Origin of the sequence: Phytohabitans flavus, from assembly GCF_011764545.1 — a bacterium.
GTDB classification, from domain to species: Bacteria; Actinomycetota; Actinomycetes; order Mycobacteriales; family Micromonosporaceae; genus Phytohabitans; species Phytohabitans flavus.
In genome coordinates, this window is sequence record NZ_AP022870.1 from 3,305,607 (window position 1) to 3,320,554 (window position 14,948).

General features: G+C 73.2%; 10 protein-coding genes. 5 read left to right on the forward strand and 5 right to left on the reverse strand.

Translation table 11 applies throughout. The annotated features are described in order from the left end of the window. Entirely contained in the window at nt 1-2,163 is a 2,163-nt protein-coding gene (locus Pflav_RS14455; protein WP_173036636.1) for a trehalose-6-phosphate synthase, read from the reverse strand. A gap of 285 nt (nt 2,164-2,448) precedes the next feature. On the opposite strand from Pflav_RS14455, the gene Pflav_RS14460 reads away from it, so the two are divergent. Then, entirely contained in the window at nt 2,449-4,941 is a 2,493-nt protein-coding gene (locus Pflav_RS14460) for an AfsR/SARP family transcriptional regulator (RefSeq protein WP_173036637.1), read from the forward strand. Between the two features lie 9 nt (nt 4,942-4,950). Here Pflav_RS14460 and Pflav_RS14465 read toward each other — a convergent pair whose 3' ends face one another. Continuing rightward, nucleotides 4,951-5,949 carry an ROK family protein gene (locus Pflav_RS14465; RefSeq protein WP_173036638.1) on the reverse strand — a complete coding sequence of 333 codons (999 nt, stop codon included), beginning with the start codon at nt 5,947-5,949 and terminating at the stop codon, nt 4,951-4,953. Beyond that, nucleotides 5,946-6,557 carry an SIS domain-containing protein gene (locus Pflav_RS14470; protein ID WP_173036639.1) on the reverse strand — a complete coding sequence of 204 codons (612 nt, stop codon included), beginning with the start codon at nt 6,555-6,557 and terminating at the stop codon, nt 5,946-5,948. The genes Pflav_RS14465 and Pflav_RS14470 overlap by 4 nt, the downstream gene beginning before the upstream one ends. 144 nt (nt 6,558-6,701) lie before the next feature. Here Pflav_RS14470 and Pflav_RS14475 point away from each other — a divergent pair, with 144 nt between their 5' ends. Beyond that, a complete protein-coding gene (locus Pflav_RS14475) occupies nt 6,702-8,390 on the forward strand; it encodes an alpha-amylase family glycosyl hydrolase (protein ID WP_173036640.1) in 1,689 nt (562 codons plus the stop codon). On the opposite strand, the gene Pflav_RS14480 is transcribed toward Pflav_RS14475, so the two are convergent. Further along, nucleotides 8,356-9,612: an ROK family transcriptional regulator gene (locus Pflav_RS14480; protein WP_173036641.1), complete on the reverse strand. Its 1,257-nt coding sequence runs from the start codon at nt 9,610-9,612 to the stop codon at nt 8,356-8,358. The genes Pflav_RS14475 and Pflav_RS14480 overlap by 35 nt on opposite strands. Before the next feature lie 111 nt (nt 9,613-9,723). On the opposite strand from Pflav_RS14480, the gene Pflav_RS14485 reads away from it, so the two are divergent. The 3 genes from Pflav_RS14485 to Pflav_RS14495 are packed head-to-tail and all read left to right on the forward strand — an operon-like array spanning nt 9,724 to nt 13,230. Beyond that, entirely contained in the window at nt 9,724-11,037 is a 1,314-nt protein-coding gene (locus tag Pflav_RS14485; RefSeq protein ID WP_173036642.1) for an ABC transporter substrate-binding protein, read from the forward strand. Between the two features lie 4 nt (nt 11,038-11,041). Beyond that, a complete protein-coding gene (locus Pflav_RS14490; protein WP_232071402.1) occupies nt 11,042-12,406 on the forward strand; it encodes an ABC transporter permease in 1,365 nt (454 codons plus the stop codon). Continuing rightward, nucleotides 12,403-13,230 carry a carbohydrate ABC transporter permease gene (locus Pflav_RS14495; protein WP_173036644.1) on the forward strand — a complete coding sequence of 276 codons (828 nt, stop codon included), beginning with the start codon at nt 12,403-12,405 and terminating at the stop codon, nt 13,228-13,230. The genes Pflav_RS14490 and Pflav_RS14495 overlap by 4 nt, the downstream gene beginning before the upstream one ends. 847 nt (nt 13,231-14,077) lie before the next feature. On the opposite strand, the gene Pflav_RS14505 is transcribed toward Pflav_RS14495, so the two are convergent. After that, a complete protein-coding gene (locus Pflav_RS14505) occupies nt 14,078-14,896 on the reverse strand; it encodes a metallophosphoesterase (RefSeq protein ID WP_173036645.1) in 819 nt (272 codons plus the stop codon). Between the last annotated feature and the right edge of the window lie 52 nt (nt 14,897-14,948).

Genomic DNA, 14,948 nt, shown 5'->3' on the forward strand with positions numbered 1-14,948 from the left:
TCAGCCCCGGCCGCTCGCGGCCAGCGGCGCGTCGTGGGCGAGCAGGTCGAGCAGCAGCGGGAGCCAGGTGCGGCGCCGCCGGGGCGCGCTGGGCAGCAGGTGCACGCGCAGCCCGATGCGTACCGCCGCGCCGTCGTTGACCGGGTCGTCGCCCACCACGAGCCCGTCCTCCGGGTCCAGCCCGAGCGCGTCGCACGCGGCCCGGAAGAGCGCGACGTCCGGCTTCTCGGCCCCGTGCTCGCAGGAGAGGACGTATGCGTCGACGAGGTCGCCCATGCCGTGGTGTGCCAGGGTCGGGCGGATGTCCCAGCCGACGTTGCTCACCACGCCCACCGGCACGCGCCGCTCGCGCAGCCACTCCAGCGCCGCTCGCACATCCGGGTACGGTGTCCAGCCGGCCGGGTCGAGCACCCGCGCGTAGAGGGCGTCGGCGAGAGCCGCGTCCGCGCCGGCGCGGTGAAACCAGGACAGGATCGCCCGCCGGTGGGTGGCCGGCGAGGTCTGGCAGCCGCGCTGCTCGGCCACCACCTCGGGCCAGCCGCGGGCGTCCTCGATCCGGTCGTAGAGGACCCGGACCGTGCCCTCGTCCGTGGGGCGGCCAAGCCGCCGCAGCGCCACGCGGAGCCAGTCGATGCTGTCGTCGAACGTGAAGAGCGTGTGGTCGAAGTCGAAGATGATGCCTTTTGGACGGTCGGCGCCCACGGTCATCGTTGCTCCTTGTCTCGTCGGCCGGTTACAGGGGCAGCAGGGTGCACCTCCCGCGGCGATCGCGTCCACATCGGACATCTGGTGTTCGAACCACTCGACCGGCCGGAGCGCGGTGACCGCCGCCGTCATCGCCCGGGCCCGTACCAGCCGCTCGTCCGGTGTGAGGCCAAGGGCGGCGCGGAGCATGTCGGCGGTCGCTTCGACGTCGCGCGGCTCGGCCAGCGGCACCGCGCCGGTCAGCACGTCAGCCGATCCCGCCTCGCCGGAGAGCACGACGGCGCCGTGGCGGTCGTTGACCACGGGGCCTTCGAGCGCGACCGCGTTGAGGCCGTCGGCGACCGGGTTGACGAGCAGCACGTCGTAGGTGCGCAGCAGCCCCAGCGCCCGCTCGTGGTCGTCGCCGTAGTGGGCCGAGATGCTGCCCGGGTGGCGGGTGTTGACCCGGTCGACGATGGCCCAGGTCTGCTCGGCGTACCTGCGGTAGTCGGCGATACGTTCCCGTGAGGGCAGGAAGCAGGCCACGAACCGCACGGTCGCCGCCAGGGCGGGATCCTGGTCCAGCAGCAGCCCGTACGCCTGGAATCCGCGGACCGCGTTCTTCGCCGGGTCGAGCCGGTCGACCCGCGCGATGATCCGGCGCGGGTCGCCGCCGCGCAGCTGTAGCGCCCACCGCTCCGCGCCCGCGGACCGGGACCGGCTCACCAGCCTGGGTACGTCCATCGGGGTGGGATAGCGCCGCACCCAGGTGACCCGCCCTCGGTGCCGGACGAGCCCCCGGTCGTGGTCGACGTCGGCGCCGAGCTTAGCGCAGCAGTCCAGAAACCGTTGGGCCCACCGCGAGCGCTGGAAGCCGAGCAGGTCGGCGCCGAGCATCCCGCCGACGAGGGCGCGAGCGATCGCCGGTGGCAGGGCGAACAGCGACTCCGGCGTGGGAAAAGGTGTGTGGCTGAAGTGGATGATCCGCGTGTCCGGGCGTCGGGCGCGCACGAGCGCGGGGGCGAGCATCAACTGGTAGTCGTGTATCGCGACGGTGGCGGCCTCGGCCGCGGTCCCCACGGCGCTCTCCGCCAACGCCCGATTCACCGCCCGGTAGGGTGCCAGCGAACCGGACGGATCGTCCCGGCTGTAAACCACCGGTATCTGATCTTCGATGCCGTGCAGGATGGACCATAGAATATTCACGCCGACATCGTCGTAATATCCGCGATACTCGTTTTCGCCGACAGGTAATGGCGTGTATTCGTATCCGAGGCTGGCGGTAAGCCGCCCGAAGAGGCCGGACCGCAACGCGCGGGCGTCCAGCTCCGCGACGGTCGGCGCGACCCAGGTGGTACGTCCCGGCCTGGCCTTGGCGACGCCGTCGAGCAGGGCGGTCACGCTGCTGGGGCGTGGTGCGGGCACGAGTTTGCCGGCCTGGTCGACGAACTGGACCGGGCCGCGGTCGGAAAGCAGCACCAGGTGACCGGTATTGATCGACACTGGCGCTTCGGTCCTCGGGACAGTGGCCGACACAGGCTCCCCCCAATTGATTTTTCCGCTGGTTAACGCGCCCGATACTTTTTGGCCCATTCCTTCTTGCGGTGCGGCTCGATCCTGCCGGAGGACCCGCCCAGATTCCGTCCAGATAGCGCACACAACCGGTACACGTAACGGATCCGCAAACATTTGAGGAGTACCGTTCCGCACGGGATTGATTGACGACGGCAACTACGTTCGGGCGGCTCCGGGTGGAGGTACACAATGGAGTTTCGTCTGCTGGGACCGGTGGAGGTGCGGCTTGACGGGCAGCCCCTCGCGCTCGGCGGTCCCCGGCAACGCACCGTCCTCGCCGCGCTGGCGCTGCGGGCCAACGAGGTGGTCAGCGTGGACCAGCTCACCGCGGCGGTCTGGGACCGGCTCCCGGCGTCGCCGTCGTCGAACATCCGCACGTACGTGCGCCAGCTCCGGCAGCTGCTCGACGGTCCCGGCAGCCGCGCGCCCCGCCTGCTCACCCGGGCGCCCGGCTACCAGCTGATCGTCCATCCGGGCGAGCTCGACGTCGAGGTCTTCGAGGAGCTGACCGAGCGCGGCGTGACGGCGCTGGCCCGGCACGACCTGACGGCGGGCGTGGCGTACCTGGACCGCGCGCTTCGCCTGTGGCGGGGTGACCCGCTCGCCGGGCTCCAGCCGGGCCCCGCATTGGCCGCCGAGGCCGTCCGCCTGGGCGAGCGGCGGCTCAGCGCGGCCGAGCACCTCGCCCAGATGCGCATCCGTCTCGGGCAGTACGCGGAGGCGGTGGGCGAGCTGCGCCGGCTCGTCGTCAGCCACCCGCTGCGCGAAGGGCTCTGGGCGCAGCTGCTGCTCGCGCTGTACCGGGGTGGTCGCCAGGCCGAGGCGCTGGACGCGTACCAGCAGGTGCGCCGGCTGCTCGTGGCCGAGCTTGGTGTGGAGCCCGGGCAGGAGCTGCGCCGCCTGCACCGGGCCATCGTCAGCGACGAGCTGGAGGACGTGTTCCAGCCGGCGAGCGACGAGCCGGCCGCCGCTCCCGACCCGCCCGAGCCGGCGCTGTCCCCACACCGGCAGCTGCCCATGGACATCGCCGAGTTCACCGGTCGCGAGGCGGAGCTGCGGCGGCTGCGCGCACTGGCCTCGGCCACGCTGGACGCTCCGGCAGGCGTCGACGGCGGTACGGGCACGGTGTGCGCGATCGTCGGTGCCGCGGGCATCGGCAAGACGCGGCTCGCGGTACACGTGGCGCATCTGCTCCACGCGGACGTCGTCCTCTACGCCGACCTGGCCGGCTTCACCGCCGGACGGGCGCCGGTGCCGCCGGACGCCGTACTGGAGCGGATGCTGCGCGCGCTCGGCGTGCCGGCCGAGCGGATCCCGGGTGACCTGGACGGCCGCGTGACGGTCTACCGGGACCGGCTGCGCGACCAGCGGGTCGTGCTGCTGCTGGACAACGCCGCGGACACCAACCAGGTACGCCCGCTGCTGCCCGGCAGCCCGGGGGCGTTCGTCCTGGTCACCAGCAGGCGCAGCCTGGCGTGGCTGGACGGGGTGCACATGGTGCGGCTGGACATGTTCACCACGGACGAGGCGACGGCACTGCTGGCACGCATCGCCGGCCGGGAGCGGATCGCCGCCGACCCGGCCGCCGCCCGGCGGGTGGTGGAGCTTTGCGGGCACCTCCCCGCGGCGGTGGCTGTGGCCGGGCGCCGGCTGGAGACCCGTACCGCCTGGACACCGGCCGACCTCGCGGCCCGGCTGGCGCCGGCCGACCAGCGGCTGACCGAGCTGACCGCCGGGCCCTTGGACATCCGGGCCATGTTCCACCTGTCGTACCAGGGGTTGCCGGCGGACCAGCGACGGATGTTCCGGCTGCTGGCCCTGCACCCCGGCCCGGACGCGACCGCGTCGTCCGCCGCCGCGCTGGCCGGCAGAGGCCCGGACTACGCCGACCTGCTGCTGGAGTCGCTGCTGGACGAGCACCTGATCCAGCAGACCCGGCAGGGCCGGTACCGGCTGCACGACCTGCTCCGCGGCTACGCCGGTGAGCAGGCCCGGGCGGACGAGTCCGGGGCCGAGCGGGAGGCGGGCACGAGGCGGGCGCTGGCCTGGTACCTGCACACGGCCGGACGGGCTGGCCGGCTACTCGACCCGGACCGCAAGCACCCGGAGCTGGACCCGTCCACGGCACCGCGACACGGCCTGGTGCTGGACAGCTACGAGGCGGCGCTGGGCTGGTTCGAGGACGAGTACCCGAATCTCGTCGCGGCCGTCCACCTCGCCGCGGAGCACGGCTTGTACGACATCGCCTGCCAGCTGCCCGGCGTGATGCTCCCCTACTTCGACCTCGCCGGGGTCTGGGACGACTGGATCACGGCCAACCTGATCGCGCTCGACGCGGCCGAGCGGATCGGCGACCAGATCTCGCTGGCGGACGCGGTGGACCGGCTGGGCGTGGCGTACACGCGGGCCGGCCGGCACGCGGAGGCGGTGGCCCACCACCGGCGGGCGCTGTCGGTGCGGCGCGCGGCGGGCGACCCGGCCGGGCAGGCCCGCACGCTGCACTGGCTCGGCGCGGCCTACCAGGGGCTGGGCCGGCGGACGGAAGCGGTGGAGAGCCTGCGGCTGGCGCTGCTGCTGTTTCGGATCAACGTGGACCGGCGCGGAGAGCACCTGACGCTGGTCCGGCTCGACGACGTCCAGCGGGCGCCGCGGGGCCGGCCGGTACGGGCCGCGCGCCGCTGAGGCCCAGTCTCAGGGCGCGACCGCGGCCGGCTGCCGCAGCTCGCCGGCACCGCGCGCGGCATCGGCGGCCAGCTCCAGCGCCCCGCGCAGTGCGCTGTCCGGGCCGAGCAGCGCCGGACGCACCAGCACGTGCCGGAGCACGTCGGCGCGGACCGCCGCGCGCAGCGGCTCCCAAAAGGCGTCGCCGGACTGGGAGACGCCGCCGCCGACGAGGATCACGTCGGGGTCGAGCAACAGGCCGATCATCGCGGAGGCCTGCCCGACCAGCTCGCCCGCCTCGGCGAGCACAGCGGCGGCGAGGGGGTCGCCACCCCGGGCGGCCGCGTCGACGTCCCGCGCGGTGAGCGCGCCGTCCCGGTCGAGCCGGGCCCGCAGGGCCGTGGGGTCGGTGGGGTCGCGCCGGACCGCCTCGGCGGCCGCGCGGGCGATCGCGGGACCGGACGCGAACGCCTCCAGGTGCCCCTGCCCGCCGCACGAGCAGGCGCCGGTGTCCCGCAGGCGGATGTGCCCGACCTCGCCGGCGAGCCCGTTGCGCCCGCGGTGTGGCCGGCCGCGCAGCAGCAGCGCGCCGCCGACGCCGGTGCTGATGGTCAGGTAGGCGAGGTCGATCTCGCGCTGGCCCGGCGGGATGCAGGCGTGCTCGCCGCGCGCGGCCGCCTCCGCGTCGTTGGCCACCAGCACCGGCGCGCCCAGGGCGCGCTCCATCTCGGTGGCCAGCGGCACCTGCTCCCAGCCCGGCACGTGCAACGACCGCAGTGCCGGCGGAGTGTCGAGCGAGACGTGGCCGCCGAAGCTCACGCCGATGCCCGACACCGGCCGGCCGGCGACGAGCCGGTGCGCGGCCGGCAGCAGCGCGTCCAGCACCCCGCCGGCGGTGGGTGGGGTCGGGAAGCGGTGCCGGGCCAGGTAGGGCTCGGGGCCGCCGGGATCGGGGGCGGCCACCGCGAGCGCGGTCTTGGTACCGCCGATGTCGACCGCCACCAGCAGCCCCGGCCCGGACGCGCTCACCGGGTGGCGTCCTGCCGCGCGATCCGGTCGCGCAGCACCACCGCCAACACGTGGTTGAAGATCACGTGCAGGTCTTCGATCTGCTCCATGATCTCCACCGGGGCGCGGACGGCGTGATCGGCGAGCGCGAGCATCCCGGCGGCGCTGTCGCGGGCGCCGGTGAACACGATCGTGCCCGCACCCACCAGCCGCGCGTAGCGCAGCGCGCCCAGCACGTTGCCGCTGCTCCCCGAGCCGCTGATGGCCAGCACCAGGTCGTCGGCGGTCAGCATGAGCTTGAGCTGCTCGACGTACACATCCTCGAAGCCGACGTCGTTGCCCAGCGCGGTCAGCAGCGCGGCGTTGTCGGCCAGCCCTATCACGCGCAGCCGCCGCGCGGCCGGGACGGCGAACCCCGCGCCCAGATCGGGCGACGTGTTCTTGCCCAGGTCGCAGGCGAGGTGCGAGGCGAGCGACGCACTGCCGCCGTTGCCGAGCGTGTAGACCGTGCCACCCCGGCGCCAGACGTCCATCAGGGCGTCCGACACCGCCACCAGCTGCCCGGCGTCGACGGCCGCGGTGGCGGCGCGCACCTCGTCGAGGTACCGATCGATGATCTCCTTCGGCACGCCCTTGCCCTCCGTCTCGTCGCCCGCGAACCCTTGCGCCGCGGCCCTTGAACAAATTATGTTTTCGACTCAAACATAAAGCACGCTAAGGGCTCACCCATAACCACGTCAAGGCTCACGGACCGTAGTCTGAACGGAACTGAGATGACCCCACAGACCGAGCACCGCACCCTCACCCGCGCCGCCCGCGCCGGCACCGCGCCGTGGTGGGAGGGCGCCGTCATCTACCACATCTACCCGCGCAGCTTCCGCGACTCCGACGGCGACGGCGTGGGCGACCTCGCCGGGCTCCGGGCCGAGCTGCCCTACCTGCGCTGGCTCGGCATCGACGCCATCTGGCTGTCGCCGTTCTACGCCTCACCCGCCGTCGACTTCGGGTACGACGTCGCGGACCACAGCGCGGTCGACCCGGCGATGGGCAGCCTCGCCGACTTCGACGCGATCGTCGCCGAGGCCCACCGGGCCGGCATCCGGGTGCTTGTCGACTTCGTCGGCAGCAACACCTCGGTGCGGCACCCGTGGTTCGTGGAGTCGCGCTCGTCGCGCGAGTCGCCGCGCCGCGACTGGTACATCTGGGCCGACCCCGGCCCCGGCGGCGGCCCGCCCAACAACTGGATCAGCGTCTTCGGCGGCCCGGCGTGGACCTGGGACCCGCAGACCGCGCAGTACTACCTGCACTCGTTCCTGCCCGAGATCCCGGACCTCAACTGGCGCAACCCCGCGGTCGAGACGGCGATGCTCGACGTGCTGCGGTTCTGGATGGACCGAGGGGTCGACGGGTTCCGCATCGACGCCGCCGAGCACCTGCTCAAAGACCCGCTGCTGCGGGACAACCCGCCGGCCGCGCCGGTCAACGACGGCCATCCGAAGAACCTTGGCGAGTACGACCGGCTTCGCCACCTCTACGACCGAGGGCACGCCGACATCCACCCGCTGTACCAGCGCATCCGCCGCCTGCTGGACGAGCACCGGCCGGGCGCACCGCACCTCGCGATCGCCGAGATCGTGCCCGAGCCGGGCGTCGGGCTCGACCACTGGGCCAGCTTCTACGGCGCCGCGCTGGACGAGATCCACATGCCGATGAACCTGACGCTGCCCGCCCTGCCGTGGGACGCGGCGAGCTTCGGCCAGGCGCTCGCGCAGGTCGAGGCGGCGATCCCGCCCGGCGGCGGCCCGACGGTCGCGCTGGGCAGCCACGACGAGCCCCGGGTCGCGTCCCGGTACGGCTCGGCCCAGGCCCGCTGCCTGCTCGCCGTGCTGCTCACCCTGCGCGGTACCGCGGTGCTCTACTACGGCGACGAGCTCGGCCTGCCCGACAGCCCGGTGCGCCCCGGCGAGGAGCGCGACCCGTGGGGGCGGCGCAATCCGGCGTTCAACCGCGACCTCGGCCGCACGCCGATGCCGTGGTCCGCCGCCGGCCAAGCGGCCGGGTTCACCACGGCCGCCGAGCCGTGGCTGCCGCTGCCGGAGGGCGCACACCGGCTCAGCGTGGCCGCCCAGCGCGCCGACCCGGGCAGCACGCTGCTGCTCACGCGGGCGCTACTGGCGCTGCGGCGCCGCTCCCCCGCGCTGCGGCAGGGCACGTACCGGCCGCTGGAGCTCGGTGCCGACCTGCTCTGCTACGAGCGGCGGTGGGGGTCGGACACGGTCGTCGTGGTCGCCAACTTCGCCGCCGGTCCACGGGAGATCCGCGCTCCCGGGCGCGGACCCTGGACACTCGCCGCGCGCACCGGCGCCGCCACCCAACTGCGTGGCGACGCGCTGTCCCTGGGCGGCTACGAGGCGGCGGTGCTGCGGCTCAGCGCGGGCGAAGCACCGCGGCCGGATCGCTGAGCAGCGGTTCGAGGGCGTACTCGGCGGCACCGAGGAAGGAGGCGTCGGCGCGGCGGGAGGCGGGCAGGATCGGCACGTCGCGCGCTTCGGCGGAGAAGCCGCGCTCCTGGAGCACCCGCCGGGTCGGCACCGGGCTGAGCGCGTACAGGTCGGCGAGGTAGCCGCCCAGCACGATCCGGTCCGGCCCGAGGATGTGTACCAGGCTGGCCAGGCCGGTGCCGAGCGCGGTGGACACGATCCGCACCGCCTCGACCGCCGCCGGCCGCCCAGCCCGGGCGTCCTCGAGCACCCCCGCGACCGCCCCGGCCAGCGAAGCCGGCTCCGGCGGGTCGGGGACGCCCGCGGCGCGCAGCAGCGCCCGCTCGTCCACCTCGGTCTCCCAGCAGCCCACCGCCCCGCACCGGCAGCGGACGCCACGCGGGTCGACCGTCATGTGTCCGATCTCCCCGGCGTAACCGCCGCTCGCCCCCAGGACGGTGCCCTCGTGCACGATGCCGCCACCGACGCCGACGTCGCTGTGCACGTACAGCAGGCGCCGGGCGCCGGCCCCGGCACCCCGCCGGTACTCGGCGACCGCGCCCAGGTCGGCGTCGTTGGCCACCACCACGTGCTGGACGAGCCCGCCCGCGCCGGCCCGCCCGGCGCCGAGCCCGTCGCTGAGCAGCGCGCCGAGCGCCACGTCCCGCCAGCCCAGGTTGGGCGCGAGGTGCACGAAGCCGTCCCGGCCGCGCACGATCCCCCAGCAGGCAACACCCACCGCCTGGTACGGCGCGGCGGTGCGCCGGCGGGCCGCGCCGCGCAGCCGCTCGACGAGGGTGGCGACGCTCTGCTCGGTGGACGCGGCCGGATCCCAGGGCCACTCGTGCCGGCTCAGCACCCGGCCGCCCAGCCCCACGACCGCCAGCCGGAAGCCCTCCACGGCCAGGTCGACGGCGAGCACGGTGGCACCGGTCGGCACGGTGTCGAAGACCGGCGACGGGCGGCCCCGCGTGCCCGGCAGCTCCGGCGAGCGCTCCACCAGCAGGCCGCCCCGGACCAGCATGTCCAGCAGGACGCCGACCGTGCCCCGGGCCAGCCCGAGCCGCTCGGTGATCGCGGCGCGGGTCATCGCCCCGTCCTCGTGCACCAGCCGCAGCACCCGCCCGAGGTTGTCCCGCCGCAGGTCGGCGGTGGTGGGGGCGGGCGACGACTTTAGTGCCGGTCGCGAACTTTGGCTGGCCACGCCAAAGAGAGTAGCCCGGCCGATTTTTTGTTAACCCTTGACTACCGCCACGTTAATTAATTACTGTCGCGAACAAATCTTGCAGCTCGGCCCTCCAGAAGGGGTATGGCCATGAGCAACAGACGACTGCTTCGGCTCACCGCCGGTTTCTCCCTTGCCGTCACCGCCCTCGCCGCCTGTAGCGAGAGCACCGCACCCGACAGCGCCGCGCCGGGAGGTGCGGTCAGCGGCGACGTGTCGGTCATGGCGGTGTGGACCGGCGAGGAGCGCGCCGCGTTCCAGGCCGTGCTCGACGGCTTCACCCGCGACCATCCGGGTGTACGGGTCACCTACACCTCGGCCGGCAACAACCTGCCCACCGTCCTCGGCACCGCCGTGGAAGGCGGCGACCCGCCCGACCTCGCCGTCGTGCCGCAGCCCGCGCTGGTCACGCAGTTTCGTGAGCGGGGCGCGCTGAAACCGCTCGACTTCCTGCGCGCCGGGGTAGAGGCCGACTTCCCGCCCGACATCGCCCGGATCGGCGTCGCCGACGGTCACATGTACTCGTTCGTCTTCAAGGCGGCCAACAAGTCCACCCTCTGGTACAACGTGGCGGCCTTCGAGGACGCGGGCGTCAAGCCGCCCGGCACCTGGGACGAGCTGATCGCGGCGGCGGGCACGCTCAAGGCGGCCGGCACCCCGGCGTACGCGATCGCCGGCGCCGACGGATGGACCCTCACCGACCTCTTCGAGAACATCTACCTGCGCCAAGCCGGTCCGGAGAAGTACGACCAGCTCGCCGCCCACGAGATCCCGTGGACCGACCCATCCGTCGTCGCGGCGCTGCGCACCATGACCCAGGTGCTCGGCGACAGCGCCAACATCGCCGGGGGCACGACCGGCGCGCTCCAGACCGACCTGCCCACCGCCTCCGCCAAGGTGCTCAGCGACAAGCCCAGCGCGGCGGTCGTGATCGAAGGCGATTTCGTGCCGACCGCGATCGCCGACAACCCAGCCGTGAAGGGCGGCGAGCACTACGCCGTCGTACCCTTCCCGTCCATCGGCGGCAGCGACCCGGCCACCGTGGTCGGCGGCGGCGACTCCGTGGTGATGTTCGCCGACTCGCCGGCGAGCCGGGCACTGGCCACCTACCTGACGACGCCCGCCGCGGCGCGGATCTGGGCCGAGCGGGGCGGCTTCTCCTCACCCAACCGGCAGCTTCCCGGCGACGCGTACCCCGACGAGCTCGCCCGCACCACCGCCAACGCGGTCGCCAACGCCAAGACGTTCCGCTTCGACATGTCCGACCTCGCGCCGGTCGCCTTCGGCGGCACGGCCGGGCAGGGCGAGTTCAAGCTCCTCCAGGATCTGCTGGCCAATCCGTCCGATGTGGACGGTACGGCGAAGCGGCTGGAGGCGGCGGCCGCCGCGGCGTACGGCGGTTAGACCGGTGGTCGCGACCCAGCCCAAGCCCACGCGGACGGTGTCCCGGCCGTCCCCCGCCCCGGCACGCCCGCACCACCGGCCGCCGGGGCGGTGGCGGCAGCCGCTCCTCGCCGCCGCCTTCCTCGCCCCGGCACTGTCCATCCTCGCCGTCTGGATCGTCTACCCGACCGTGCGTACCGTGCTGCGCAGCCTCTTCGGCCGCGACCCGCAGGACTTCGTCGGGCTGGACAACTACCACACGCTCTTCACCACCGACACGCTGACGATGGCGATCCGCAACAACGCGCTGTGGGTCGCCGTCGTCCCGCTCACCGTCACCGCGATCGGCACCGTGCTCGCGGTCCTCACCGAGCGGATCCGCTGGGCCGCGGCGTTCCGCACGGCCGTCTTCATGCCGATGGCGGTCTCGATGTTCGCCGCCGGCGTGATCTGGCACGTGATGGCGGAAAAGGACCCGCAGCGCGGCACGCTCAACGCGGTCGTGGGCGTCGTCCACGACGCGGTCAACCCCACCGGTGTACTCGCCACCGGTCGCCCGTCCACCCCCGCGCTCACCGGCGACCCGGGCAGCGGCATCGCGCTGCGCGACCCGGTGCGCCCCGGGCAGAGCGCGCCGCTCGGGCTCACCGGGATACCCACGCGCGAGGTGCCACCGGGCTCGGTGCCCGCGGCGATACCGGCCGCCGGCCCTGACCAGATCACCGGTACGGTCTTCCGCGACTTCTCCCCCGGCGGCGGGCAGCCCGGTGTCGTGGAGCCGGGCGAGGCGGGCATCCCCGGCGCGACCGTCGAGCTTCGGGACACCGGCGGGCGGGTGCTCGCCACCACGCACACCTCGGCCGACGGCGGCTTCCGGTTCAGCGGCCTGGACCCCGGCGACTACCGCGTGGCGATCGGGCGGGACACGTTCGCCGCGCCGTTCGAGGGCGTCGACTGGCTCGGCCCCAAGCTCATCACCCCGACCATCATGATCGCGTACACCTGGATGTGGGCCGGCTTCGCCATGGTGCTGATCGCCGCCGGGCTGGCCGCCATCCCCCGCGACGTACTGGATGCGGCCCGGATCGATGGCGCCTCCGAGTGGCAGGTCTTCCGCCGCGTCACCGTGCCGCTCCTCGCCCCGGTTCTGACCGTCGTACTCGTCACCATGGTCGTCAACGTCCTGAAGGTCTTCGACATCGTGATGGCGGTCGCCGGTGAGTCCACACAGGACGATGCCAACGTCATCGCGCTGGCGATGTGGCGCACGTCGTTCACCGGCGCCAACAACTACGGGCTCGGTTCCGCCATCTCGGTCGTGCTCTTTCTGCTCGTACTCCCCGCGCTCGCCCTCAACATCCGCCGCTTCCGCCGGGAGGGACGCAGATGACCGCGCTCCGCAGGCTCCCCGTCCAGCTGCTGCTCGGCGGGATCGCCCTGCTGTGGCTCGTGCCCACCTTCGGGCTGCTGCTGACCTCGCTGCTGCCACCGTCCGTCATCGAGAGCGGCGGCTGGTGGACGGTGCTCGCCAAGCCACGGCTCATGACGCTCGACAACTACCGCGCCATGTTCGCCGACCGCCAGCTCGTCGACGCGCTCGTCACCACCTGCGTCGTCGCGGTCGGCAATACGGCGCTGCTGGTGCTGATCTCCGCACTGGCCGGCTACGCGTTCGCCTGGCTACCGTTCCGCGGCCGGGACGGGCTCTTCCTGGTCGTGGTCGGGCTGCTCGTCGTACCCCTCCAGATCGCGCTGATCCCCATCTTCTCGCTCTACAACGCGACCGGCCTCTTCGACACCGCGGCCGGCCTGATCCTCTTCCACGTCGCGTTCGGCCTGCCGTTCGGCATCTTCCTGCTACGCAACGCCCTGCTGGAGATCCCCGTCGAGATCATCGAATCGGCACGCCTGGACGGCGCGTCCGAGGCACGCGTCTTCACCCAGCTCATCCTGCCGCTCAGCCGCCCGGCGATCGCCGCGCTGGCCATCTTCCAGTTCCTCTTCACCTGGAACGACCTGATCGTGGCCCTGACCCTCGGCCGCGCCACCCAGCCCTTGACCGTCGCCATCTTCGCCCAACTCCGGCAGTACGGCGCGAACATCGACATCATCGCCCCCGCGGCGTTCATCTCGCTGGCCATCCCGCTCGCGGTGTTCCTCGCACTCCAGGGCGCCTTCACCCGCGGCCTACTAGCCGGCTCCACCAAGGGCTGACCGCCCGCTTGCTCGTGGGCCTTACGGTTGATCAGGGACTTTATGGACTGACACGCCGGCCGACACGCCCACCAAGTCCCTGATCAACCGGGCTAGCGGCCGGGTCGTGGGCGGACGGGGTGGTCGCGTGGAGAATCTTCTGTTCGTTGGGTTGATTGGGGGCGTCGTTGCTGTTGCGGTCGTGCTTGCGCGGCGGCCGGGGCGGCCCGCGGTTCGCCGGCGGTACGGCCATGACGTTGGCCCGGAGACCGAACTCCACGGTGACGGCGGTCCGACGGCCGGTTCTGGCGGCGGCTGGGGCGGCGACAGCGGCAGCTGGGGCGGCGGAGGCGGGGGCGGTGATGGCGGCGGAGGAGGCGGAGGCGGGAGCTGAAGCGCCGGGCGTGATCGGCGAGCGCCTGCGGAAGGCCACTGTGGACAGCAACTGGCCCGGAGGCCGAACGGCCGGATCCGCGGGGCGAGCGCCAGATTTCGGTGGTGGGCGCGACGCCTTGCGGGAGCGGCATCGTCAGTGGCTGTCCGCGCACCCGCTTCCTTGATCGGCACGGTCGGGTTGGCGTACGCGAGAGATCGTGGTATCCAACTGCCCCTCCAGGGGCAAGTAGGTACCACGATCTGCCAGACGGCGGCCCGTCGTAGCGTCGAGCAAGCTTGGCGCGCGGACCGGCAGCGAAGGTCGCCGTCGGCCGACCGCGACCCGGGGTGAGCTCGCCCAGCCGCGATGGGTGAGGCCGCGGGAGCGACGGTCTGGACCACTGCGGACGTCGCGGTAGCCCAATCTCCTTGATTTTGGACCTTTATCCGCGACAAGACGCCGAGGCTACCCAAACTCCAAAGGCTCTCTAGTCTAGGCGCGCGAGGTGGTCAGGAGCGTCGCGCCGGAAAGCGTTAGTGGCGACCAGGCTGGTGCGCCGGACGTGCCGTGCTTGGGGTCGATGCCTGTGAAGACTCGGCCGCCGATCCGCACGCGCACGTGGCGGGCGTCCCAGTCCACTGTGGCCCGTTGCCGTACGCGGCCGGGGCAGCGCCAGGCGCGGTCGGCGTACCGCACGATGCTTGAGTGGCCGTGCACCTGTCCAAAGGGGACGAAGCCGCCCTGGGCGTAGTGGTGCAGCCAGGGCTCGTACAGCTCCCAGCCCGCCTCCGCCCAGAACGGCCCGGCGCCCTCGTCGCGTGCCACTACCCCGCCCTGCCAGATCAGCGCCGGCCGTTCGTTGAGCAGGCGCGCGGCCGCCGCGGCCGTGGCCGGCTCGCCCAGCTCCCGCCACGCCCGCGCGGTCAGACCGGCGTGCGTGGCGAGCAGGTCGTCGCCCTCGGCGGTGCGCACCGCGGCCGCGACGCCGAGCGAGCCGCGCTCCCACCACTCCCGCAGCAGGGCGGCGTCGCCGTCGCCGATCGGCTCGGGCCAGAAGCGGCTGGCGCCGGGAAGGTGCTGCGCCTCGTGGTTACCGGCGAGCTGCACCCACTGGTCCGGCTGGCGCTCGAGGAAGCTGGCGACGAGGGCGAGCACTCCGGCGCTGTCCGGTCCGCGGTCGACGAGGTCACCGACCTGGACGACGACGAGATCGTCGGGCAGGCGGTCGTCGTGTGCGCCGGCTTCGGTGAGGGCGGCCCGCAGTTGGTCGGGATGCCCACCCACGTCACCGATGAGGACCACACGCGTCACGGCCGCCTCCTGATCACCCGCTCACGGTGCGCAAGGGTACCCGCGGGCGCTG

Coding starts and splice junctions, on each gene's coding strand:
- Pflav_RS14460 (WP_173036637.1), top strand. CDS start 2,449: ATGGAGTTTCGTCTGCTGGGACCGGTGGAGGTGCGGCTTGACGGGCAG.
- Pflav_RS14475 (WP_173036640.1), top strand. CDS start 6,702: ATGACCCCACAGACCGAGCACCGCACCCTCACCCGCGCCGCCCGCGCC.
- Pflav_RS14485 (WP_173036642.1), top strand. CDS start 9,724: ATGAGCAACAGACGACTGCTTCGGCTCACCGCCGGTTTCTCCCTTGCC.
- Pflav_RS14495 (WP_173036644.1), top strand. CDS start 12,403: ATGACCGCGCTCCGCAGGCTCCCCGTCCAGCTGCTGCTCGGCGGGATC.